Source organism: Streptomyces anulatus (assembly GCF_000721175.1).
GTDB lineage: Bacteria > Actinomycetota > Actinomycetes > Streptomycetales > Streptomycetaceae > Streptomyces > Streptomyces anulatus_C.
The window spans coordinates 67354-89389 of record NZ_JOEZ01000001.1; the positions used below are offsets into that span (position 1 = coordinate 67354).

A 22036-nucleotide genomic window follows, 5' to 3' on the forward strand; every position below is an offset into this window, starting at 1 on the left:
AAGGGGTGCTTCGTGAGAGCGTCGCACGCGGACGATGGTCAGGGTCGACACCTGACGTATTCGTGGTGAGAGAACTGTGGATCTGACAGAGGCACTGGACAAGGCGGTGGCCGCCCTCAAGGCCCCGCTGGAGCCAACGGACCGTGCGCAGGGCTGGACCGATGACCTGCGGCGAGAGATCCAGGAAGAGATCTCGATCCACCGCTCGACGCTGCGGCGGCACGGGCACTGGATGGTCACGTACCTGCGGCCCCGCCTCGATGCGTGGATGGCGGGCGAGGGCGTGCGGCCGGGACGCCTCCGCGATGTGGTGATGAACGTGCAGACGCTCATCAGTGAACCGCACGATGCAGCCGACTCCCGATCACGACCTTGAAAGCCGTCGTGGTGGCGGCGGTGTGACCGTGGGTTGGTTCGCCTCTCCCACGCCCACCGCGGAGGAACGGCCCCTGACCATGCGCATCGGTCAGGGGGCCGCGTTCCGAACCGTCAGCACTCCCCCCGGTCCCGCCCCGCCGAGTACAGGTAGCTGTCCCGGAACTGCTCCGACCCCAGCGTCCGGCCCACCATGATGACCGCCGTCCGGATCACCCCCGCCGCCTTCACCTGCTCGGCGATCGAGTCCAGTGGGCCGCGCAGGATGATCTCGTCCGGGCGGGACGCCATCGCCACCACCGCCGTCGGGCAGTCCGCCCCGTAGTGCGGGAGCAGTTCGTCGACCACCCGGTCCACGTACCGCGCCGCCAGGTGCAGGACGATCAGCGCGCCGCTGCGGCCCAGCGTCGCCAGGTCCTCGCCCTCCGGCATCGCCGTGGCGCGCTGGGCGATACGGGTCAGGATGACCGTCTGGCCGACCGTCGGGACCGTCAGCTCGCGCTTCAGTGCCGCGGCCGCCGCCGCGAACGCGGGGACGCCGGGGACCACTTCGTACGGCACGCCCGCCTCGTCCAGGCGCTTCATCTGCTCGTTCACCGCGCTGAACACCGACGGGTCGCCCGAGTGCAGGCGCGCCACGTCGTGACCCTCCTTGTGGGCCCGGACCAGTTCCGCGGTGATCCGGCCGATGTCCAGGTTCGCCGTGTCGATCAGGCGGGCGTCCTTCGGGCACTCGGCCAGCAGCTCGACCGGGACCAGGCTGCCCGCGTACAGGCAGACCGGGCTGGCGGCGAGGATCCGGGCGCCGCGCACCGTGATCAGGTCGGCCGCGCCGGGGCCCGCGCCGATGAAGTACACCGTCATGATCGATCTCCCTTGTCCGAACGTGCCTCGGAAACCGAGGACTTGCTTACCGACCACTGCGTCACGGGCATGGCCTGGCGCCAGCCGGTGAAGCCGCCGACCGGGACGGCGTGGGCGACCGACAGGCGTACCAGCTCGCCGCCGTGCGCTTTGTGCCGCTCGGCCAGCAGAGCCTCCGACTCCAGCGTCACCGTGTTCGCGACCAGCCGGCCCCCCGGCCGCAGCGCCTCCCAGCACGCGTCCAGCAGGCCCGGCGCGGTCAGGCCGCCGCCGATGAACACCGCGTCCGGCGCTTCCAGTTCGGCCAGGGACGCGGGAGCGGGGCCGGTCACGACCTTCAGGGCGGGGACTCCCAGGAGTTGAGCGTTACGGGTGATCCGCTCGGCCCGTACCGGGTCCCGCTCCACGCTCACCGCCCGGCAGGACGGATGGGCCCGCAGCCACTCGATCGCGATCGAGCCGGAGCCGCCGCCCACGTCCCAGAGCAGCTCTCCCGGCGCGGGCGCCAGGGTCCCGAGCGTGGCGGCCCGGATGTGGCGCTTGGTGAGCTGGCCGTCGTGCTCGTACGCCTCGTCCGGCAGACCCGGGACCGTGCCCAGCCGCAGCGCTTCCGGCGACGCACGGCATTCGATCGCGATGACGTTCAGCCGGTCCCCCGGGGGATGTGCCCAGCTCTGCGCGATGCCGTCGACGTGCTCCTCGTCCTCGGCGCCCAGCTGTTCCAGCACCCTCAGCCGGCTCGGGCCGAAGCCGTGCGCCGTGAGGAGCGCCGCCACCGTCGCGGGCGTGCTCGCGTCCGCACTCAGGACCAGCAGCCGGCGGCCCTCGTACAGGGACGCCGCCAGCCGGGACGCCGGGCGGCCCACCAGCGTCACGACCTCCGTGTCCTCCAGTGACCAGCCGAGGCGCGCGCAGGCGTACGAGACGGACGACGGGTGCGGCAGCACGTGCAGCCCCTCCGGCCCCAGCTCCTCCGCCAGCGCCCGCCCGATCCCGTAGAACATCGGGTCCCCACTCGCCAGCACCGCGATCCGGCGCTCCCGGTGCTCGGCGAGGAGACGGGGGACGGCCGGCCTCAGCGGAGACGGCCAGCTCACCCGCACGCCGGCGCACTCCGGCGGGAGCAGGTCCAGCTGGCGCACCCCGCCGATCAGCACCTGCGCGTCCCGCAGCGCCTCCCGCGCCGGAGCGGACAGGCCGGGCCAGCCGTCCGCGCCGACCCCCACGACGGAGACGGGGTGCGGAAGCGGGGCTGGAGACGGGGACACGGGCCGGCACCTCGTCGTTCGGGGAGGGAGAGGGGGAAGGAAGGCGCGACGAGCGGAAACGAGGCGCAGCCGAACTTTACTGAACGCCCTGTTCCGCCCCCTCCAGCGGGTGAATCCGGGGGCGCATCCGGAGTGAATCCGAGAAAGAACCGCGCGTGGTGCCGAGAAGCCCGCCCCGGCCCCGACGTCCCCTGTGCAAGGAAGAAACGGCACCGAGCGAACGAGCGACCAGGAGGCGACGGTCATGAAGTATCTGGTGATGGTCCAGGGCACCCAGGCGGACTACGACGCGCAGACCGGCAAGGGCGGCGCCGACAGCCCGGCCTGGGACGAGAAGGCCATGCAGGAGATGTTCGCCCACATGGGCAGCATCAACGACGACCTCGCCGAGTCGGGCGAGCTGGTGACCGGGTACGGGCTCCGCGAGCCCGCGTCGGGCCGGGCCGTCAGCCTCGACACCGAGGGGCGTCCGGTGATCTCGGACGGGCCGTACAGCGAGACGAAGGAGCTGCTCGCCGGGTTCTGGGTGCTCGACTGCGAGAGCCTGGAAAGGGTGACCGAGATCGCCGCCCGCGTCGCACGCTGTCCGCAGCCGGCCGGGGCGCCCGACTACCCGGTGCTCATCCGGCCCGTCGACGGCGGGCTCGACGACTGACAGGAACCACCCGCAAGGACACGGATGGATCGTACGACCGGCGTCATCGAGGACCTGCTGCGCCGCCACGCGCCGCAGGTCCTCGGCGCGCTCGTGCGCCGGTACGGGCATTTCGACCCGGCCGAGGACTCCGTCCGGGAAGCCCTGATCGCGGCCGCCGGGCAGTGGCCGCGGGACGGGATCCCCGAAAATCCGAGTGGCCGGCTGATCCGGGTCGCCTCCCGCCGCCTCACCGACCGGTTGCGCAGCGACGCGGCCCGGCGGAGGCGGGAGGAGACGGCGGCGGCCCTCACCCCGGCCGACGCGTTCGTCGCACCGCCACCCACGGAGGGCCCCTCCGGGCAGGGCAGGGGCCCCTCCCAGGACGACACGCTCACCCTGCTCTTCCTCTGCTGCCACCCCGCGCTCTCCCCCGCCGCCCAGATCGCGCTGACCCTCCGCGCGGTCGGCGGCCTCACCACGGCGGAGATCGCCCGCGCCCATCTGGTGCCGGAGGCCGGAGCGGCCGGGCCGCCGGGCCTCCGGGCCGTCGGGGCGCCCGCTCGTCGATCTCCGGAGTGTCCGCCCCGTCGACCGCTCACTCCCGCCGCCCGAAGAACTCGACCTCCGCCACCGCCGTACGCCGGTCCTCCCCGGAGCCGTACGCCGAATCGACCGTGAGCTTGGCCCGAACCGTGTCCGAACCCCGTACGTCGAACGTCTGCTGGCCCGCCTGGTCGCGCAGCCGGATCGTACGGTCGGTCTTCTTCCCGTCCTTCGACGTCAGCTCCACCGTGAGCCGCGCCGGGCGGCCCTGCGTCAGGAACTCGTCCTGGCGCGCCGACGTCCCGGAGAACACCACGATCTTCATCATCCGTACCGGCTGCGCGAAGTCGCACTCCAGGTGCTCCCCGACGCCTTCGCCGGTCTTCTCCGGTGCCCAGTAACGGTTGTTGAAGCCGTCGAACGCGGCCGACGCCGGGTGCCCGCCCGCCTCGCTGGAGCCCCGGCAGGCGGCCGGCGGCACGGACTCCGGGGTTCCGGTCTCCTCCCTGGCGAAGCCGAACAGGCCCGGGAGATGCGGCAGCGCGAACCACACCCCCACCGCCAGCAGGACCAGCACGAGGGGCAGCCCGACCCTCGGCCGCCGCCACCCGCCTCGCGGACGCGCCCCCGCCACGCGCGGCTGCCGGGGGCGTCGGCGCAGGATCCGCCGCCACCACGGCGGCCGGCCCTCGGGGGCGGGCCCGGGGTCCAGGAGCAGGGCGCAGCGGATGCACAGCGTGCGGCCCGGGGCGTTCTCCGTACGGCAGTTGGGGCAGATGACCGGCGCGCCGACGGGTTCCGGGCGGGGTGACCCGGCGGCGGACGGCCGCCGCCCGTCGTCCGGCCAGGCGTCGGGGCCGGGGGCCGGACCGGGCGGGCCCTCGCCCGGACGCCGGGGAGCCGCCGCCTCCGGTGCCGCGTGGGGCTGCCGCGGGGGTGGTGACGTCGGCGCCGGTACGGGGGGTGTCGGGTGCGGTGGTGGGAGAGGAGCCGTTACGGGCATGGGCGCGGGCGATGCCACGGGGGCGGGCGCGGGCGGCGTCACGAAGGGCGCTGCGGGCGGCCCCGCGCAGGGGGGCGAGGGCGGTGTCACGGGAGGGGACGAGGGGGAGGGAGAGGCTGGCGTTTCGGGAGCGGGTGGCGTTTCGGGGGCGGTCTGCGTAACGGGAGCGGGCGGAGTTACGGGAGCGGGCGGTGCGGGAACAGGTGGTGCGGGCGGTGCCCCCCTCTCCTCCTCCCAGCCCAGAAACGCCTCGCACGCCACACAGAACTCCCGCCCCGGCGGGTTCCGGTGTCCGCACTCGTCGCAGATCACAGCAGCTCCAGGGTGAATCCGACGTGCGCCGGGACCTCCGCGCCGATCAGCTCCTCCAGCCGCACCCGGTCCGGCTGCCGCACGCGGCCCCGGCCCCCAGTGTCCCCCGCGTCCCCGCCGTCCTCGCCGCCTTCGGCCGCCGTCCGGATCCGGATGGTCACCCAGGGGCGGTCCTGTCCCGGCAGCGGAGTGCCCGGGCCGGTCGACCAGGCCGTGCCGCCGCTCTCGACGATCTCCGGTTCCGTACCGGTCTCCAGCCGGAGCGCCTCCGCGAGACCGCTCACCGTGCCGCGCCGGGCGTGCCGGGTGACCGCGCCCCGCACCGCCGCCCGGCGCAGCTCCGGCGGACTGTCCTCGTGGGGGTCGACGGCCACCCACTGGGCCAGCCAGTCCAGGAAGTCGTCGGGGGCGCTGCGCGGGTCCAGGTGCGCGGGCAGGTTGTCGATGGAGAGGAGGACGGGGGCGAGGACGTCGTCCAGGGCGGCCAGGAAACGCTGGAGGAAGTCCTGTTCCAGGTAGACGGCGGGGAGTTGGTCGATCAGGGGGTGCGGGGTCGGCAGCCCCGGGATTCCGCTGCGCATCGGCTCAGGCCCCTCTCACCCGGAGCTGGTGCTCGTAGCTGAAGACCAGCGCGTGCGGGTCCAGCGGGATCTTCGCGGTCGCGTCGGTGCGTTCGCCGGTGACCGGGTCGGCGCGGTAGAGCCGTACGTCCTCCACCAGGTCGACCCCCGGCACCCGTTGGAGCACCGCGAACGCCTCCCCGGACTGGACGGGCCGGCCGAACGGCCAGCCGTCCCCGGCCGGCCCGCCGGTGAGCGGGTTGAAGTACCCGTACAGCGCGGCCAGCGCGCTCTCGCGGACCTTCCCGGCGACCGCCCCGCGCTCCGCCTGGACCAGGGCGACGACGGTGACCCCCTGGTAGAACGGCGGCTCGACGACCAGCCGGGCCCCGATCGGCCGCCGGGCGTCCAGGTGTCCGGCGATCAGGGCGAGCGTGTTCGCGGGCGGGACCAGCTCGTCGAACTCGATCCGGCCCTGCTCGTCGCTGCGCCCGGCGGGTACGACGAGCAGCCGCACCCCGCCCGTACCGTCCGAGCCGTCCTCGGTGCCGGCCCGGATGCAGTGGACCCGGGCCGCGTCCGGGGCGATCTCGCGGGCGAGGAGTTCGTAGTCGTGCGGGACCACGGCCCGGTGCAGGGTGCGCAGGGTCATGGGCCCGCGCACCCGGGCGCTGTCGACGCTCTCGCCGTCCACGCCCCCGAGCGCGGGCCGGCGGTTCTCGACCCGGGCGACGTACGGGAGGGAGCTGCGCAGGACGCGGAGCGTGGAGGGGGCGACGTTGCCGCGCAGCCCGCCGCCCGTGCGGTACGAGCGGACCCGGACGGTGGCGCCCTTGACCGGGACCCGGCCGTAATGGCGTACGGAGCCGTCCCGTTCGCGTACGGCGGGGCCGAACTCCACGCGGCCCGCGTTCGGGTCGAGCGTGACGTGCCGGTCCTCGGGGCCGGAGTGCGCGAAGTCGTCGACCCGAATCCAGCGGGTGACGTCCGAACCCCCGCTCGCGGTGTCGGCGTCGGCCGGGTCCGTCACCTCGACCACGAACTCCCCCGGCACCACCGGCGGCCGGGCCAGCCGGAACACCTGCCCCGGAACGCCCTCCGCCTGGCCCAGCACCTCGTCGGTGACGGTCTCGGCGTGCTCGGCGGCGACCGTCGCGCCGATGGTGAACGCGGTGATCCCCCGGACGACCGGCGGGGCCATGTACGTCGGCTGCCCCTCCTCCGCCTCGATCAGGCGGCAGCGCAGCCAGCCCCCGGTGCGGCGTACGACGGCCGCCGGGACATGGGTCCTCGGCAGGTGGAGGATCAGTTCGCCGGACCGGTTGAAGCCTCCGGTGTCGTCCTTCTCCACCTCGCAGACCGTCCAGCTCGTCCCGTCCCAGGCCTCCCAGAGGATCGGCGGCCGGGCGGGATCGACACCGACGCCGTCCACCGTGCAGTCCAGGCGCAGCGCCAGCACGCCGGCGGGTACGGCGGCCGACAGGCCGACGTACAGGCAGTCGCCGGGGGCGGGAGTCGCCCCGAAGACGGGCACGTCCCGGCCGAGCGTCAGCTCCTCGGTCCGGTCGACGGCCTCTCCTGGCGAGGGCCAGGTGGCCAGGTGGGCGAAGGCGCACGGCACGATGGAGAGCGGCTCGGAGGTGGTGAACACGATCGCCTCCTCCGTCTCCGTACGGACGGTCGCGACCTCCGTGCCGGCGCGCACCAGCACCGGTTCGGGCCGGGGCGCCGAAAGCCGGAACGTCACCTCGGTGTGGGCGGCGGTCGGCGGGTGGAGCTGCACCCCGATCAGGTCGAGGAAGGTCAGATAGCTCTTCTCCGGGACCCGGTTCACCCGGTAGACGAGCTGGTCGACCATGGTCGCGAACGCCTCGATCAGCGTCACCCCGGGGTCGGAGACGTTGTGGTCGGTCCACTCCGGGCAGCGCTGCTGGACCAGGCGTTTCGCCTCGTCGACCAGGCCCTGGAAGGTGCGGTCGTCCAGATGCGGGCTGGGCAGGGTCACGCCCTCGCCTCCTCATGCGGGCCGGGCAGGGTCATGCGCCCGCCCCCTCGTCGTCGGCCGATGTCTCGGCCGCCTCGGCGTGCTGCGGGATCACGTAGAACGGGAAGACGAGGTTGCGGGGGTCGTTCGCGCCGCGCACGGTGTAACCGATGTCGATGTAGAGGACGCCGTTGTCCGCCTCGTCGAACCGGACGACGACCTCGGTCACCTCGATCCGGGGCTCCCACCGCTCCAGCGCGAGCCGTACCTCGTACGCGAGCTGCCCGGCGGTCCCCGCGTCCGCCGGGGCGAACACGTAGTCGTTGACCGCGCAGCCGAACTCCGGCCGCATGGGCCGCTCCCCCGGCGAGGTCGCCAGGATCAGCCGGATCGACTCCTCCAGCTCGTGCTCGCCGCGCACCAGGGCGATGGACCCGGTGGCGTCCGTGCGCGGCGGGAACGCCCAGCCCGCGCCGATGAACTGCTGTCCCATGGGCCCGGTTCACCCGCCGATCAGGACGGTCGGGCAGCCGGACACCACGGGGGAGCCGCAGCCCGCCAGGTCCCCGACGCGGGCGGCCGGCTGCCCGCCGATGAACACCGTCGAGCTGCCGGGCGGCGCGAGGACGGTCGGCGGATGGGCGGCGGGCGAGGAGCACAGGTGGGCGGTCCCGACGGTGGCGGCCTGCTTCCCGCCGATGAGCACGGACAGGACTCCGGGCGGCCCGACCGTGCCGGGATGGCCCGTGGGATCGCCGACCCGGGCTGCCGGAGCGGCTGTTGCGTCGGACATGCTGTGCACTCCTCCCGTACTTGCTGAATGACGTGACGTCAGTTGAGCTTGACCATCGGCGCGTTGACGTTCACCGAACCTCCGCTCCTGATCTCCGTGCGGCGGCTTCCGTCGACCGTGACCTCACCGCCCCGCACCTCCACCGGACCCTGCGCCGCGATGCCGACCTTCCCGGTGCCGCCGTCCACGGACACGCCTTTCCTGGCGGTCACCGTGATGCTCTCTCCGGCCAGTTCGAGCGCCCCGCGCCCCGCGTCCAGGGCGACGCCGCCGGCCGCCCGGATGGAGACCTGCTCCTTGGCCTCGATGGTCACGCTGCCGTCGCTGTCGATGACGATGGCGGTGCCCTTGCGGTCGAGGTCGATCGTGAGCTTGCCGTCACCGGTGCGGAGCCGGACGCCCTGCGGGCCGTTCGCCGCGTCCAGCAGCTCCAGCTGGTTTCCGCTCTTCGACGCGAAGGCGCGGCGGTTCACCGCACCGGTGGTGGGATCGACGAGTTCGCCTCCGTCGCCACCACCACCCGCGCCTCCGCCCGCACCTCCGGCAGCGCCTGCAGCACCGGGAGCACCGGGAGCACCGGGAGCGCTGCCGGCCGGGCCCCCACCCCCCGGCCGGTCCTGCCCGTTGTACAGACCCGCCAGGACGTACGGCCGGTCCAGATGCCCGTGCTCGAAGCCCACCAGCACCTCGTCGCCGACCTCCGGGATGAACGCCTCCCCGCCCCCCGTACCGCCGGACTGCGCCGTGCGCGCCCAGTCGCTCGCGTACTCGTCGGACAGCCACGGGAAGCGGACCTTGACCCGCCCCGAGCCCTCCGGGTCCTGCGTGTCGGTCACCGTCCCGCTGACCAGCCCCGCACACCGCGACCCGGCGGTGCCGGCAGCGGAGCCGGCCAGCCCGTACAGTGACCGCTCCTGCTGCCCGGACACGGTGATCCAGGTCTCGTACCCGCGTACGGAGTCGAAGACGTGGCGCGAGGTCGTCACCGTGTACCGGCCCTCGAAGGGCGCGCCCACCGCGTTCAGCGCCACCGCGCTGCCCGCCCGGACCGCCGGATTCCCCCGGATCACCGCCTCCAGCTCCGCGAACGACCCGGCGATCCGCTCCGCCAGCGCCTTCGCCGCCAGGTCGACCTGGGCCTGCGCCCCGTACGCCGCGTCGGTCACCACGAACCGGGCCTCGCCGAACGGGGCCGACACCTCCGCCGCCGTCACCCCCAGCTCCAGCGTCGGGGACGAGCCCGCCGGGGCCCGGCCCACCAGCGGCTGCTTCGCCCGGACGTCCCAGCCGCGCACCTCCACCTCGGAGACCTGCTCGGCGGCCGACACCCCGGCCCGGCAGCGCAGCAGGTTGCTGCCCAGCTCCAGGACGAGCGGGTCGCGTTCGGCGCGCGCCGAGGCATCGGGCGCGCCGCCCGCCTCCGCCGGCTTCGTGATGTGGAGCTGCCCGTCCCGTACGTACGCCTGCGCGCCCGCCTCCTCGGCCAGCCCGCGCACGAACTCCCAGTCGGTGACGTTGGGTTGGGCGATGTGTTCCAGTACGGGCCCGGCGATGTCGACCGGGCCCGGCCTCAGCCCGGCGCGCTGGGCGACCTGGCCGCAGATGTCGGCGAGGGTCATGTTCTGGTAGCTGGCCACCCGGCGGCCCCGGAACAGCCGGTGCGACTCGTCGAGCCCCCGGACGACGGTGAACGTGCCGGACTCGTCGAGCTCCACCTCCAGTGCGGTGACGACCCCCTCCAGCAGCGGCTTCGGGGCGGTGTCGCCGCCCGCGCGGGCCAGCAGCCGGGCCTCGGTGCCGATCTTCAGCCCGGCCTGCTCCAGCAGCACCCGGTCGGGGTCCCGGAACCGCAGCAGGAACAGGTCCGGGAGCGTACGACTGTCGTCGACATAGCCCTCGACCAGCGTGTTCACGAACTTCGCGGGCAGCGGCGTACCGCCGAACTCCACCGTCAGCGCCGTGGAAACCCCCTGCTGCGCCATCAGCCCCGCCCCCTGCCCCGGCCGGTCCCGGCGGCGTCCCGGTCCGAGGAGTCCCTGAGCCGGGCCAGCTCGTCCAGGGCGGGCAGCAGGAGCTGGGTGCCGGGGGCGAGCCGCATCGGGTCGTCGATCCCGTTCGCCTCGGCGATCACCCGCCAGGCCCCGGGGTCCCCGTACTCCCGGTGGGCGAGCGAGGGCAGCGAGTCGCCCGAGCCGACGCGGTGGACTCGCCGGGCGGCCAGCGCGCCCGAGGTCGGGTTCTGGCCGGGCGTCTCGCCGCTGATCTCCTCCATGGTGACCTGGCAGACCGCCCGGATCGGCACACCCGAGGTCGTGAACAGCGTGTACTTGGCGGCGACTTGGCTTACGTAGCCGGGAAAGCCCGTCAGTCCGCCCCAGTGGAAGACGACCCACGGCGGGGACGACCGCTGCTGCTGCCGGGTCTCGTCCGTCGGCACACAGCAGGCGAAGAGCTGCTCCACCGAGGTGACGACCCGGGTGTCCTGGGTGTCGCTGGCGTCGAAGAACATCTCGACGGTGAGCTTGCTGGGCTGGGATCCCTGGTACTCCGGCGGGCCCGAACTCTTCGCCCCCTTCGCCGGACTCCGCTTCCAGGAAGCCGCCTTGGTGAGGCTCAGCTCCTTGGGGTTGAACTGGAAGTCGATCCGCCCGCACGGCCCGCCGGGCGTCAGCCCGCCCCCGGTCGGCGGGGTGCGCAGCTCCAGGTAGGCGTGCTCCAGCTTGGGCCGCGCCGAGCCGCCCTTCGCCGCCGAGGCCACCCCCGACGTACCGGCCGCGCTGAACGCGATGGGACCCGCACCGCTCATCGTCCTCAGCCCTCCATCACGTAACCGTGGTGGGCGATCTCGATGGTCTCCATCGCGACCTTGGGCGACTCGGGCGTGAACGAAGGCCCGGTCCAGCGCACCGGAACGACCTCCAGCAGCCCCCACTGGGCGACCTTGTGGCCGTCCCCCGTACGCGCCTCGATGTGCGCGGTCTTCCGGCTGAACCCGGTGGTCATCGTGGCGAACCAGCGCGCCACCTTCTCCGTCTCCCGGGTCAGCGGGCGCGACAGCTTCACGTTGGAGTACTTCAGCCGGGTCGGCAGCTGCCACAGATGCCCGTTGTTGCCGCCCTCCTCGCGCGTTTCGAGGACCACTTCGCAGCCGAGGCCCTCGCACGTGTTGAACGACCCGAGCTCGATGTCGTCGATCGTCACGACGAAGCAGACGCTGACGGCGGGGTCGCTGTCCTGGGCGGTGGCCATGACACGTGCCTCTCAGTTCGGTCGAGCAGCCGATCGTTCGGGCTTCATCGGGGCTTCAGTGGCGGGTGTTGATGAGATGGCCGGCGCGTTCACGTTCCAGCCGGAGATCGTTCTTCAGGAGCCGGCTCAGCGGGGCGTACAGGGCCCGGACCAGCTCGTCCGTGACGGCGGGAGTCCCCTTGCCGTCCTTCGGGGCAGCCGCTTCCGTCACGGAGCCCGGCTCCGGCTCCGGCCCTGGCCCCGTGGCGTCCTCCGGTTCCGTCACGGGGTCGGGTTCGGGTGGTGGCGGTTCCTCGGCGACTTCGGCGATCTCGGCGGCCCGCTGGACGACCGGCCGCGAGGTACCGGAAGCCGGCGCGCCCCCGAAGACGACACTGCCGTCGGCCATCCGCTGCGCCACCCCGGCGGCCACCGCCACGGCACCGGCCGAGGGCCGTCCACGCGCACTGCCGGAACCCGGCAGGGAACGTGCCACCGAGGCCGGCACCGGAGGTCCTCCTGCCGCCTGTCGCTGAAGGGTCGCGGAGGGCTGTCCGGCGGGGGTCGACAACGGGGGCGCGGGCCCCACGGAGACACCGGGACCGGTCATCGGCCTCCCGCCCTCCGCCCCGGTCCACCGGACCGGTACGCCCTCGGGCGGCGAGGCGGACCCGCCCGGGTCCGGCACGGACCCCCCGGCGGGCCCGGAGCGCGGCTCCGCGGCGCGCTGGACGTCGACGTTCCGCGGGACGAGGGGCCGGTCGCCCAGGAGGGGGGCGACGGGCCCGGAGTCAGCCGGGGCAGACGGGGCAGGCAGGGCGGGGGACGGGCCGGAGAGGGCAGGCGGACCGTCCGACCGCTGCACGAAGCTCCCGGCACGCCCGGCACTCCCGGCACCCCCGGTATCCCCGGTATCCCCGGTATCCCCGGTATCCCCGGTATCCCCGGTACTACCGATATCCCCGGTATCACCCGCACCGTCTGCCCTACCCGTATCGCTCGCCCCACCCGCAGAAGCAGGCGCTCCCCCTGCCAGGTCGTCGGGATGGCTCCGGTACACCTCCCCCAACAGCGGATCGTCACCGAGCAAGGGGGCAGTGGGCTGGTCCCCTCCCCCCGACCGAACGTCATCGGACAGGCCGGGCACAGCCGGGGCCGCGGGCGGAACCTGGCCCGCGGAGGCTTCCGGGCCGGAGGCGGCCCGACGCTGGGCGGTCGGCGGCAGACCGGGCAGGGGCGCACCGAGCCCGGGAGCTCGCCGGGGCCGCTCCCCCGCCGGAGGCATCGCAGCCCGCTGAACGCCGACGCTGCCGGAGGCCGGGGCGGGCGACGGGTCGGGCGACGGAACCGGAAGTGCCGGCTCCGCACCGACGGGCCGCTCCCCCACCAGACGTCGTACGGGCAGCTCCTCCCCGCCCCCGGGACCGCTCTCCGCCCCGGCGGAAGACGTCATGGCCGAGGTCTCACCACCGTACAGACGCTGTACGGGTACGGGCGCGGACACCGTCCCCGGTACGGCCTCGGGCCCACGCGCCCGGCCGAAGCGGGTCACCGACCCCCGCACCGGCATGTCCACGGACCGCTGAGCCGCGACCGGTGATGGCGACGGTGACACGGCGGATTCCGCGACACCGACACCGCGCACAAGCCCGGCCGGAGCATCAGGGCTCACCAGGTGCCCGAGCGGGGTCCCGAGCGCGGTGTCCTGACGGGTGGTGAGCGACGCCTCGAACTCCGCCGGCCCCACCGTCAGTTGCTGCCCGGACACCACCCGCTGGATCGGCTCCAGCCGGTTCACGTCAACCCGTTCGCCACGATCGGCCACGGACAGGGACGCGGACATGGGCGTGGGGGCGGGCGCATCGCCGGAGCGGGCAGCACCGCCGCGGCCACCCCGCAGCCAGGACATCAACCCCATGAGCTCCTCGTCCTCCCCTGCACGGTGTGTTCCGGCCGGCCGCCGGCTAGGGCGTGTTTCGAAAGTCCCGCCTGCTCGGCGACGCCTGGCACGCACGCTCGCCGCGTTGTCGGGATCACCCCGATACATCCAGTATCGGGGCGACTTGATCCGGCGGTAGAAGTCCTGGAGAAAGGCCAGGTCGGAGGCGAAGAGGTCCTCGATGACGCCGGGGTGGACGTCCTCGACGGTGCCGATGCGCGTGACGACCCGGGAGATGAGGACCACCGACAGATAGGCGGAGTTCTCCCTGACCCGGTCGTCCCGCAGGGGGACCAGTTCGTCGCGCGCGGTGGCGAGGCGCATCACGCCCGTACGGTGGACGGTCCCCGACTCGTCGACGTAACCGCGCGGCAGCTCGAAGGCGAAATCCGTGCGCAGCGCCTCCTGTTGACGCGTCGAACCGCCCTGGCCCCCGTCCGCCCGGGGCGCGACCTGCTCGGGGCTCTGGAACTGGACCGAGCGGCGCATCAGTCGAGTTCCATGCTCTCGTAGGTGATCGCCAGCTTCTCGGTCAGCACCGAGGTGTCGCCGGCCTTCAGGGTGCCGATCTCCAGGGACTTCGGCCAGGCGTTGATGAGCTTGTAGCGCTTGATCGGCAAGCCCTCGTAGTCGTAGACGATGACGGCGCCGTTGCGTCGGGCGTTCGTCATGCGGCCGAACCGCGAGTCCTTGATCCACCGCTCGAAGCTGTTGTCCTCGGTGAGCCCGCGCGTCACGGTGACCTCTCCCGCCTTGGGGCGGCCGGGCAGCTTCTTGATGGCGTACTTGCCGTCGGCGGTGTTCTGCTTCAGCTCGATGACGTCCTGTTCCATCTTCAGGCCGCTGACTTCGGTGATCTGCTTGATGATCACGCTGTCGAATTCGAGACCGAAGGAATGCCCGACGGAACTGTCGAGATCGGGAAGTGGCACAGCAGACTCCTTAACGCCGGGCTCAGGAACGGGCTGTCAACGGTCGACGGTCGACGCGTCCGCGGCAGGTCGTCATTCGTCGACACCGCCGCTGCCGCCGGTCAGCTGGGAGAGCCGGAACACCACGAACTCGGCCGGTTTGACGGGGGCGACCCCGATCTCGCAGATGACCTGGCCCGCGTCGATGCTCTCCGGCGGGTTCGTCTCGCGGTCGCACTTCACGTAGAACGCCTCCTCGGGGGTCAGCCCGAACAGCGAACCCTTGCGCCACTCGTTGACGAGGAACGCCGAGACGGTGCGCCGGACACGGGCCCACAGGGCGTCGTCGTTCGGCTCGAAGACGACCCACTGCGTTCCGGCGAGGATCGACTCCTCCAGGTAGTTGAAGAGCCGCCGGACGTTCAGGTACCGCCAGGCCGGGTCGGACGCCAGCGTCCGTGCGCCCCACACCCGGATGCCCCGCCCGGGGAAGGCTCGGATGCAGTTCAGCCCGATCGGGTTGAGCAGGTCGTGCTCGCCCTTGGTGAGCTGGGTCGCCAGCGCCACCGCTCCCCGGACGACCTCGTTCGCCGGAGCCTTGTGCACCCCGCGCGTGTCGTCGTTGCGCGCCCAGACCCCGGCTACGTGCCCGCTGGGCGGTACGAGGGTGGCGCGGCCGGACGCGGGGTCGGCGACGCTGATCCACGGGTAGTAGAGCGTGGAGTACTTGGAGTCGAAGTTGGCCTGCCCGGTGCGCCAGCCGCGGATCTGCTGCGGGGTGAGGCCGGGCGGCGGGTCGAGGATGGCCACCCGGTCGCCCATCAGCTCGCAGTGGGAGATGAGCCCCTGCTGGACGGCGATGACCGACTCCAGGTCCAGCAGCCCGCGTTCGTACGCGCTCATCAGGTCGGGCACGGCGATCATGGTGACCTCGTCGACCGCTTCGAGGCCGCCGAGCCCCGTACGGCGGTCCGCGTCGCCGACGTACACCTCGGGGGCCATCGCACCGGAGCTGCCGGCGGCGGGTGCGGCCGGGGCGAGGGTCACCGTCTGCGGCGCGGGCGGGGCGGGGGCGGCGCCGCGCCCCGACTCCCGTACCTCGATCAGCTCGGACTTGGCGTTGACGCGGGTGGCGACGTTGTCCTTGCTGCGTTTGGTGGTGACGGAGGGGTACGTCTCCACGACCTGGCCGTCGCGCTTCACGAGGAAGCGGAACACGTCGGCGGGCGGATCGTCGCCCTCGACCGGGGCGACCTCCACGCTGATCTCGCCGCTCACACCCGGCCGGGGGCGTACGGCGTAGGGGCCGACCTGGACCTCGGCGCCGACGGGCGGTTCCCCGCCCTCTCCGGTGGCGTCCTCGCCCGCGCCACCGCCTTCCACCGCCGCGGTGCCGTCGTCGATGCGCACGACGTAGCAGACACCGCCACCGTTGGCGAAGAAGCCGTAGACGGAGGACGCGAGGTAGGCACCGTCGACGAAGTCGCCGAACGTGGCGCCGAACTGGCTCCAGTTGGTGATCAGCGTCGGCTCGTCGAACGGGCCCCTCTGGGCGAAGCCGACGAAGGCGGCGACCGAGGTGCCCACCCCTTCGATCGGCCGGGATCCGGACTCGACCTCTTCGACGTAGACGCCGGGGGACAGGTACGACGGCATAAGGGCCTCTCCTCGACACACTCCTGAACGCACTGCTCGACCGGGTGACGCGGGCCATTCTCGTCACGGGAGCGATCACCGGGAACGGACGGTCGGCCGCCCTGCCGCGCATCGAGGGCTGCCCGATGAGGCAACGCGACCGCGCCGCGGGTGCCGCCCGGCCCTGCCCCGTACGCGGTCCGCCCGCGCTGCGCACGTCGCCGGGTTCCCCGGCACGCTGGCGGCCACCACGCACGCACCAGATCCGGGCGGGCCCCACATCCGGGCGGCCTCCGGCCGGCGGGGGCGGAGGGGCGGGAGGGGCGGATGAAGGCGGTTCCGGAGAAGCCTTCCGCGACGCCACCGCATCACGGCGCCGTACGCGCCCCGGAACTCGACGCCGTACACACCCCGGACCTCGGGACGGCACACGCTCCGGCCCTCGGCTCACCCTCAGTCGCTCCGGAGCTCGACTCACCCGTACTCGCCCCGGACCTCGAACTCTCCCGCTCGGAAGGGCCGCGCACGGAGCGGGCGGCCACGGCCCGGCCCCCCGACCGCCGCTCCCTCCAGCGGCTCCAGCGCATGGCCGGGAACGGGGCGGTGTCCCGGCTGGTCGCCCAGCGTTACACCGCGCCGGTCAAGCCGTCCCCGGCGCAGTCGCCCCGCTTCCGCAACGTGAAGGCCGACGTGGCGGCGAAGAAGACCCGGATCGCGGCGCACGCCCCGGCGGCGGCGGAGTCGAAGGCGTCGCAGGACGCTGCGGTGGCCCCGCCGGACGACAAGGAGGCCCAGGGCAAGGCGGCGAACGCCGAGAAGATGAACGCGGCGAAGCCCGGGGAGTTCGACAAGAAGGCGTTCGTCGACGCGGTGAACAAGGCGATCGACGCGCAGGCGCCGAAGAACCTCGACGAGGCCGACAAGTTCGCCAAGTCCGGTAAGGCCGACCAGGTCAAGGCCGAGGTCGACGGCAAGGTCACCGACGGCAAGGAGTCCTCCGCCAAGGACATCGACACGGCGACGAAGGCCCCGCCGGACACGTCGGCCGCCAAGGAGAAGGACGTCACCCCGCTCTCCCCCGACCAGGCTCCGGGCAGCCCGGGCGCCCCCTCCGCGACGGACGCGGTGCCCGAGAAGCAGCCCGCGGCCGTCACGGACTTCTCCGAAGGACCGGCCGGGAACGACAAGGCGATGGCGGACGCCGAGGTCACCGAGGAACAGCTCGCCAAGGGCAACGAACCGGAGTTCGACGAGGCCCTGTCGGCGAAGAAGACCTCCGAGGCGGACGCGGCGAAGGCCCCCGCGAAGGGAAGGGCGGCGGAGGACCAGCAGCTCTCCACCGCCAAGGAGAACGCCGCGGCCTCCGGGGCCCAGGCGATGGCGGGCCTCACCTCCACCCGTGCCGCCGCCGGCAAACAGGTCGACGGCGGCAAGAACGACACGAAGTCGAAGGACGAGAAGAAACGCGCCGAGGTCACGGCGAAGCTCCAGAAGGTGTACGACGGCACGAAGAAGGACGTCGAGGACACCCTGTCCGGCCTGGACAAGAAGGTCGACACGGCGTTCACGTCGGGCGAGAAATCAGCGCGGGACGCGTTTACGGCGGACCACAAGAGCCGGATGAGGAAGTACAAGGACAAGCGGTACTCGGGCCTCGTGGGGAAGGGCCGCTGGGTCAAGGACAAGTTCGCCGGCCTGCCGAAGGAGGCGAACGACCTCTACCAGGAGTCCCGCAAGCTCTACGTGTCCCGTATGCGGACGGTCATCTCCTCGGTGGCCGACATCATCGGTGCCGAACTGGGCAAGGCGAAGGCCCGTATCGGCAAGGGCCGGGCGGAGTTGAAGGCCGAGGTCGACAGACTCCCCGCCGATCTGAAGCAGTTCGGCGAGGACGCGGCGAAGGACTTCGCGGGCAAGTTCGACGACCTGGAAGCCACTGTCGACGAGAAGTCGGAACAGCTGGTCCAGGACCTGGCCCAGAAGTACACCGCCGCGCTCAACAAGATCGACGAGGAGATCAAGAAGCTCCAGGAGGCCAACAGGGGCCTGATCGACAAGGCGAAGGACGCCATCGCCGGCGCCATCAAGACGATCAACGAGCTGAAGAACCTGCTCCTCGGCATCCTCGCCAAGGCCGCCTCCGCGATCATGAAGATCATCAAGGACCCGATCGGCTTCCTGGGCAACCTGGTGAAAGCGGTCGGCGCGGGCCTGAACCTCTTCATCACGAACATCGCGGACCACCTGAAGACCGGCGTCGTCTCCTGGCTCCTGGGCACAGCCGTCAAAGCGGGCCTCGACCTCCCGCAGAAGTTCGACCTCAAGGGCATCATCCAGCTCATCGGCTCCATGCTCGGCCTGACCTGGGACAACATCCGCACCCGCGTCACCCGCAAGGGCGTCCCCGACGAGGCGATGAGCGCGGTCGAAACCTCAGTCCCGGTCGCGAAGAACATCGCCGCCGAGGGCCCCGCCGGCGCCGTCAAGGAAATCCAGGCCGAGGCGGGCGACCTCAAGGCCACCATCCTCAGCAAACTCACGACCTACCTCATCCCCACCGTCCTCATCGCGGGCATCACCTGGATCATCTCGCTGCTGAACCCCGCCTCGGCGTTCGTCCGCGCGGTCAAGGGAATCATCGACATCGTCACGTTCATCGTGACCCAGGGCGCCCAGATCATCGACTTCGTCAACGCCGTCCTGGACGCGGTCATCGCCATCGCCAACGGCGGCCAGGCCGGCGTCCCCAAACTCATCGAAACCGCCCTCGCCACGAGCGTCCCCCTCCTCATCGGCTTCCTCGCCGCCCTGCTGGGCATCGGCGGCCTGGCCAACAAGGTCAAGTCGGTCTTCCAGTCGGTGTCACGGCCGGTGACACGGGCGATCGACAAGATCGTCGACTTCATCGCCAGGAAAGGAAAAGCACTCTGGAAAAAGCTCGGAGGAAAGAAGGGCGACAAGAATAAGCCCTCCAAGGATTCCGGCCCCACCGGTGAGACGAAGAAGAGCCTCGATGTTAAACGAGAGGCCCGCAGGCTGCTGGCGGAGCCGACCTCATCCCCCTTCTCCAGAAAAAGTGAGCTGGACGATGTCGTCGCCGAAATCGCCACGCGGCTTCGCCCGAAGGGGCTGAAATCTCTGCACGCCGAACACGTCGCCGACGGCGCGGGTGAGACGACCATCATCGCGAAGGCCAGCCCACAGAGCGTGGCGGGCAAGGCGCTCATACCGAATATCGACGTGCACCTTCCCGCATACGGGATGACCTTCGCCGAGGAGCTGAAGAAATACTGGTGGAAATCGCAGCTCAGCGAGACTTCCGCCTGGGAATCGGAATCCAAACTCAACGGCTTTGAAACCGAGGCTGTCAACCACCTGAAGGAGGAATCGACACACCGGAATCTCATGGGGTACTTCACCCCTTCAACGAATGGCGGCATCACCAGGAAGAAGGGGGCAGACTCAGACGCCTTCAAGCAATACGCTCTCCACGCCCTGAATCCGGATCCGACACATTCAACACGTTCTGCCTTTTATGAAAAAGCAGGCAAGGGGGCGGAAGAAAAGCTCAAGGCCGAGGCCAAGGACGAAATCAAGGGAAACCCTGATCTCAAGGCCAAGCTGGACGGCCTGACATTCAACGAGGACAGCCAGTACGGCAGGTTCTCCTCTCTACCCACCCCGAAGCGTGAAGTGGACCCAAAGCTCAAAGAGGCGGCAGGAGGAAGAAAGCTCATCCCGTTCCTCAAGGATATGGCAAAATCTGGTCGGTCAGGAGAGGTCAGCCTGGGCGACCTCAAGCGCCTCTGGGATGAGCCCGGCCCAGGGGAGAACCCTCATCGGAAGTGGCTCAAGGGAGAGTTCCGCGCCCTTGAGGACGGCCACCATGAATGGATACCGACCAACCTCATGATCAAGATTCTCGAAGCCGACATGGCGCGGGGCAGCACACAGACCTCGTCCGGCTGGATTGACCTGCAGGACGCTTTACGGTCACTCACGACCGACGTCATCTGGGAGGTACGTCTCACCGACAGCACAGACACGGTAGAAAGTCACGACATGGACGCACACGTGGGTGCATTCATGACACAAGACGGAAACCCTATATTCAATGGGCGCGACAAGAAGTGGCATGACAGCCTACGGGGTTACTTCACCGACTTCATGGGCAACAACCCCCAGGGAGAGCCTGTCGCCTTCCTTGAGAAGCTGCGTGCGCTGCTTGAAGAGGGAAAGCTCATGTGGAACGGAGACACATCAGACTTCACTCCAGCCCAGAGGAAGCTCAAGATCATGGCGACTTACAAGTCCTTGAACATCGAACCCGATCGAGTGGGCGAAGCCAACCAGCAGCGCCAGCCTTTCGACATCGATGAATTGGGGGCGGCGCAGGAGAAGTCGTTCGAGCGCCTCCGCCGCAAGCTGAACCAACTCATAGAAGCCCACACCGCGTGATCTGAGGAAATAGCATGAGCGCCATTCAGGACCCCGCTCTGCGCAAGTCACTGGTACGCACCATCGGACATGACGAACCTTTCACCAAGGAGGAGTACGACAGCATCACAGACTTGCACGTTCGTGGCGCAAGGAATCTATCCGGATGGGAGGAGTGCCGCAACATCGAAGTGCTGATCCTGGTCGGGTGTGATCCGGTGGAACTCAACGAGGCTGACGGCCTCCGAGCCCTGGACACCCTGACCATTCGGGACAGCGGGCTGAGATCGGTCACGGACATTTCCACCCTCCCTCTTCTCAGCTGCTACATCCCACGGAATTTCATTACTGACATCTCGCCGCTGATGAGCACTCCGCGGCTCAAGAACCTTGACGTCACAGGCAACCCCTTGTCCGAGCACTCCTACAGGAAACTGGTCCCCAGCCTGGTAGAACGCGGCTGCCGCGTACTGAGGTCGGACGAGTTGGAATGGAAGCTCACTCATCACTTGCACGCCCAAGGGATTCCTGTTTCTTGTTACAAGAAGAACCATGAATATCGCCTGTGTCGTCCTGGGCTGGGGCTGACCGATTCACCTGAGTACGCACACCCTCTTGTCCAGGAGAGCGACGTGACCTCACTGCTGTCCGGAAACCCCGAGAGAGTATTCCGATACTTCGAGGACGAAAAACTGGTGCCCTTCGCATGAGCGCCCGCCCCTCGCGTTTCGGCAAGCCACAGAGCGCTCCCAGCGGCTGTGCGCAGGCCCCTCGCCCCTGCCGCTCAGCCACGCCATGCGTGTGCGCAGGCCCCTTTCTGATAGAAGATGTATTAGAATGGACCCATGAGCGAAGAGGTCACCTACAGACCCGGTGAAGGCCCCACCGCCAACGTCTCCGTCAGCCTGCACTCCGGCAACATCGCCGCAGTCCGCGCGCGCGTCGGGAAGCGAGGGTTCTCCGCCTACGTGGACGCCGCCGTGCAGCGCCAGATCGAGCGGGACAACCTCGCGGAGCTGACCGCCGCCCACGAGGCAGAGCACGGTGAGTTCAGCCAGGCGGAGGTCGACGCCGCCCGTGCCCTGCTGCGCGGGGACGCCGACGGCGGCGTGGGGAGCGCGGCTTGATGAACCGGCCGGGCACCCTCGTCCTGGACAGCGAAGGGCTGTCGAAGGTGATCGCCGACGACCGCCGGGTCATGGCGCTGGTGCGCGGGGCCGAGCAGGAGGACATGCGGGTCGTGACCAGCATCCTCACCCTCATCGAGGCACACCACGCGCGAGTGAACTCAGCCCGATTCAACTGGGCCGTGTCCCGGCTGAACGTGGAACCGGTCACCGAGGAGATAGGGCGTACGGCGATGGCACTGCTCGTCAACGCCGGCCTTCACGGGCACAAGTACGCCATCGACTCCGTGGTCGCCGCCACCGCGCTCCACGCTCCGAAGCCGGCCGTGGTCCTGACCTCCGATCCCGAGGACCTGACCATGCTCTGCGGCGACCGCGTGCGCATCGTCAAGGTCTGATCCCAGCCCTCGCCCTCAGGCG

Annotated in this window: 18 protein-coding genes and 2 pseudogenes; 7 read left to right on the plus strand and 13 right to left on the minus strand. The window is 70.9% G+C overall.

Going from position 1 to position 22036, the window contains the following annotated elements; genetic code table 11:
* The first annotated feature begins 76 nt into the window (after window positions 1-76).
* The gene (locus IG90_RS0100320) at window positions 77-376 is read left to right on the plus strand and encodes a hypothetical protein (RefSeq protein ID WP_030575661.1); all 300 of its coding nucleotides are present in this window, start codon (window positions 77-79) and stop codon (window positions 374-376) included.
* A 113-nt stretch (window positions 377-489) separates the two neighbouring features.
* Here IG90_RS0100320 and cobM read toward each other — a convergent pair whose 3' ends face one another.
* Both cobM and IG90_RS0100330 read right to left on the minus strand, forming a co-directional pair.
* The gene (gene cobM, locus IG90_RS0100325) at window positions 490-1239 is read right to left on the minus strand and encodes a precorrin-4 C(11)-methyltransferase (RefSeq protein ID WP_030575663.1); all 750 of its coding nucleotides are present in this window, start codon (window positions 1237-1239) and stop codon (window positions 490-492) included.
* Window positions 1236-2507: a bifunctional cobalt-precorrin-7 (C(5))-methyltransferase/cobalt-precorrin-6B (C(15))-methyltransferase gene (locus tag IG90_RS0100330; protein ID WP_030575665.1), complete on the minus strand. Its 1272-nt coding sequence runs from the start codon at window positions 2505-2507 to the stop codon at window positions 1236-1238. The genes cobM and IG90_RS0100330 overlap by 4 nt, the downstream gene beginning before the upstream one ends.
* A gap of 244 nt (window positions 2508-2751) precedes the next feature.
* Between IG90_RS0100330 and IG90_RS0100335 the strand changes: the two genes are divergently transcribed.
* Window positions 2752-3162: a YciI family protein gene (locus tag IG90_RS0100335; protein ID WP_030575667.1), complete on the plus strand. Its 411-nt coding sequence runs from the start codon at window positions 2752-2754 to the stop codon at window positions 3160-3162.
* A 24-nt stretch (window positions 3163-3186) separates the two neighbouring features.
* A pseudogene (locus IG90_RS0100340) lies at window positions 3187-3669 on the plus strand (sigma factor); the annotation flags it as partial.
* Window positions 3670-3739: 70 nt separating this feature from the next.
* On the opposite strand, the gene IG90_RS45415 reads toward IG90_RS0100340, so the two are convergent.
* From IG90_RS45415 to IG90_RS0100395, 11 genes and pseudogenes are all read right to left on the minus strand, one after another.
* The gene (locus tag IG90_RS45415) at window positions 3740-4690 is read right to left on the minus strand and encodes a discoidin domain-containing protein (protein ID WP_233435849.1); all 951 of its coding nucleotides are present in this window, start codon (window positions 4688-4690) and stop codon (window positions 3740-3742) included.
* A gap of 308 nt (window positions 4691-4998) precedes the next feature.
* Entirely contained in the window at window positions 4999-5583 is a 585-nt protein-coding gene (locus IG90_RS0100350) for a phage tail protein (RefSeq protein ID WP_030575673.1), read from the minus strand.
* 4 nt (window positions 5584-5587) lie between these two features.
* Window positions 5588-7567, minus strand: coding sequence for a putative baseplate assembly protein (locus IG90_RS0100355; protein ID WP_030575676.1), 1980 nt, complete (start codon window positions 7565-7567; stop codon window positions 5588-5590).
* A gap of 31 nt (window positions 7568-7598) precedes the next feature.
* Window positions 7599-8039 (minus strand): GPW/gp25 family protein, encoded by a 441-nt coding sequence (locus tag IG90_RS0100360; RefSeq protein WP_030575678.1) that lies wholly within the window; start codon window positions 8037-8039, stop codon window positions 7599-7601.
* Window positions 8040-8048: 9 nt separating this feature from the next.
* Window positions 8049-8339, minus strand: coding sequence for a PAAR domain-containing protein (locus IG90_RS0100365; protein ID WP_030575679.1), 291 nt, complete (start codon window positions 8337-8339; stop codon window positions 8049-8051).
* Between the two features lie 38 nt (window positions 8340-8377).
* A complete protein-coding gene (locus IG90_RS0100370; RefSeq protein WP_030575681.1) occupies window positions 8378-10321 on the minus strand; it encodes a VgrG-related protein in 1944 nt (647 codons plus the stop codon).
* Window positions 10321-11145, minus strand: coding sequence for a CIS tube protein (locus tag IG90_RS0100375; protein ID WP_030575683.1), 825 nt, complete (start codon window positions 11143-11145; stop codon window positions 10321-10323). Before IG90_RS0100375 ends, IG90_RS0100370 begins: the two co-directional genes overlap by 1 nt.
* Window positions 11146-11150: 5 nt before the next feature.
* Complete coding sequence (locus IG90_RS0100380; RefSeq protein ID WP_030575685.1) at window positions 11151-11588, minus strand: phage tail protein; 438 nt, start codon at window positions 11586-11588, stop codon at window positions 11151-11153.
* 2038 nt (window positions 11589-13626) lie between these two features.
* Window positions 13627-13995: pseudogene (locus IG90_RS0100385) on the minus strand (hypothetical protein); the annotation flags it as partial.
* On the minus strand, window positions 13995-14438 hold the full coding sequence (locus tag IG90_RS0100390) for a phage tail protein (RefSeq protein ID WP_018488498.1): 444 nt from the start codon (window positions 14436-14438) through the stop codon (window positions 13995-13997). The pseudogene IG90_RS0100385 and the gene IG90_RS0100390, both read right to left, overlap by 1 nt.
* Before the next feature lie 72 nt (window positions 14439-14510).
* Entirely contained in the window at window positions 14511-16073 is a 1563-nt protein-coding gene (locus tag IG90_RS0100395) for a phage tail sheath family protein (protein WP_030575689.1), read from the minus strand.
* 306 nt (window positions 16074-16379) lie between these two features.
* Between IG90_RS0100395 and IG90_RS45420 the strand changes: the two genes are divergently transcribed.
* The 4 genes from IG90_RS45420 to IG90_RS0100415 all read left to right on the plus strand — a co-directional run bounded on the left by IG90_RS45420 (window position 16380) and on the right by IG90_RS0100415 (window position 22014).
* The gene (locus tag IG90_RS45420; protein WP_233435850.1) at window positions 16380-20510 is read left to right on the plus strand and encodes a phage tail protein; all 4131 of its coding nucleotides are present in this window, start codon (window positions 16380-16382) and stop codon (window positions 20508-20510) included.
* A gap of 14 nt (window positions 20511-20524) precedes the next feature.
* Window positions 20525-21199: a leucine-rich repeat domain-containing protein gene (locus IG90_RS0100405; protein WP_030575693.1), complete on the plus strand. Its 675-nt coding sequence runs from the start codon at window positions 20525-20527 to the stop codon at window positions 21197-21199.
* Window positions 21200-21334: 135 nt separating this feature from the next.
* Window positions 21335-21616, plus strand: coding sequence for a hypothetical protein (locus tag IG90_RS0100410; RefSeq protein WP_030575695.1), 282 nt, complete (start codon window positions 21335-21337; stop codon window positions 21614-21616).
* Window positions 21616-22014: a hypothetical protein gene (locus IG90_RS0100415; RefSeq protein WP_030575697.1), complete on the plus strand. Its 399-nt coding sequence runs from the start codon at window positions 21616-21618 to the stop codon at window positions 22012-22014. Before IG90_RS0100410 ends, IG90_RS0100415 begins: the two co-directional genes overlap by 1 nt.
* The last annotated feature ends 22 nt before the right edge of the window (window positions 22015-22036 follow it).

Coding starts and splice junctions, on each gene's coding strand:
- IG90_RS0100365 (WP_030575679.1), bottom strand. CDS start 8,339: ATGTCCGACGCAACAGCCGCTCCGGCAGCCCGGGTCGGCGATCCCACG.
- IG90_RS45415 (WP_233435849.1), bottom strand. CDS start 4,690: ATGCCCGTAACGGCTCCTCTCCCACCACCGCACCCGACACCCCCCGTA.
- IG90_RS0100375 (WP_030575683.1), bottom strand. CDS start 11,145: ATGAGCGGTGCGGGTCCCATCGCGTTCAGCGCGGCCGGTACGTCGGGG.
- IG90_RS0100360 (WP_030575678.1), bottom strand. CDS start 8,039: ATGGGACAGCAGTTCATCGGCGCGGGCTGGGCGTTCCCGCCGCGCACG.
- cobM (WP_030575663.1), bottom strand. CDS start 1,239: ATGACGGTGTACTTCATCGGCGCGGGCCCCGGCGCGGCCGACCTGATC.
- IG90_RS0100405 (WP_030575693.1), top strand. CDS start 20,525: ATGAGCGCCATTCAGGACCCCGCTCTGCGCAAGTCACTGGTACGCACC.
- IG90_RS0100380 (WP_030575685.1), bottom strand. CDS start 11,588: ATGGCCACCGCCCAGGACAGCGACCCCGCCGTCAGCGTCTGCTTCGTC.
- IG90_RS0100395 (WP_030575689.1), bottom strand. CDS start 16,073: ATGCCGTCGTACCTGTCCCCCGGCGTCTACGTCGAAGAGGTCGAGTCC.
- IG90_RS0100350 (WP_030575673.1), bottom strand. CDS start 5,583: ATGCGCAGCGGAATCCCGGGGCTGCCGACCCCGCACCCCCTGATCGAC.
- IG90_RS0100410 (WP_030575695.1), top strand. CDS start 21,335: ATGAGCGAAGAGGTCACCTACAGACCCGGTGAAGGCCCCACCGCCAAC.
- IG90_RS45420 (WP_233435850.1), top strand. CDS start 16,380: ATGAAGGCGGTTCCGGAGAAGCCTTCCGCGACGCCACCGCATCACGGC.
- IG90_RS0100415 (WP_030575697.1), top strand. CDS start 21,616: ATGAACCGGCCGGGCACCCTCGTCCTGGACAGCGAAGGGCTGTCGAAG.
- IG90_RS0100370 (WP_030575681.1), bottom strand. CDS start 10,321: ATGGCGCAGCAGGGGGTTTCCACGGCGCTGACGGTGGAGTTCGGCGGT.
- IG90_RS0100335 (WP_030575667.1), top strand. CDS start 2,752: ATGAAGTATCTGGTGATGGTCCAGGGCACCCAGGCGGACTACGACGCG.